Origin of the sequence: Pseudomonas frederiksbergensis (assembly GCF_003732665.1) — a bacterium.
Classification (GTDB): domain Bacteria; phylum Pseudomonadota; class Gammaproteobacteria; order Pseudomonadales; family Pseudomonadaceae; genus Aquipseudomonas; species Aquipseudomonas frederiksbergensis_G.
On sequence record NZ_MOBP01000142.1, the window covers coordinates 1 to 290 of the forward strand.

1 protein-coding gene is annotated in these 290 nt (G+C 60.7%); it reads right to left on the reverse strand.

All coding sequences use genetic code 11. The features are described 5' to 3' along the window. The coding region (locus BK665_RS33525; RefSeq protein WP_259699685.1) for a toprim domain-containing protein at positions 1-290 on the reverse strand (290 nt) is incomplete at both ends.

Here is a 290-nt window from a genome sequence, read left to right on the forward strand (position 1 = left end):
CCGCGCTCGATCAGCTCCGGCAACTGACGGAAGAAGAAGGTCAGCAGCAGTGTGCGGCTGTGCGAACCGTCGACGTCAGCATCGGTCATGACGACGACGTTGTGGTAGCGCAGCTTGTCGATGTTGTACTCGTCGCGGCCGATGCCGCATCCCAGGGCGGTGATCAAGGTGCCCACTTCTTGCGAAGAGATCATCTTGTCGAAACGCGCTTTCTCGACGTTCAGGATCTTCACCTTGAGCGGCAGGATGGCCTGGGTGCGACGGTTACGTCCCTGCTTGGCGGAACCGCC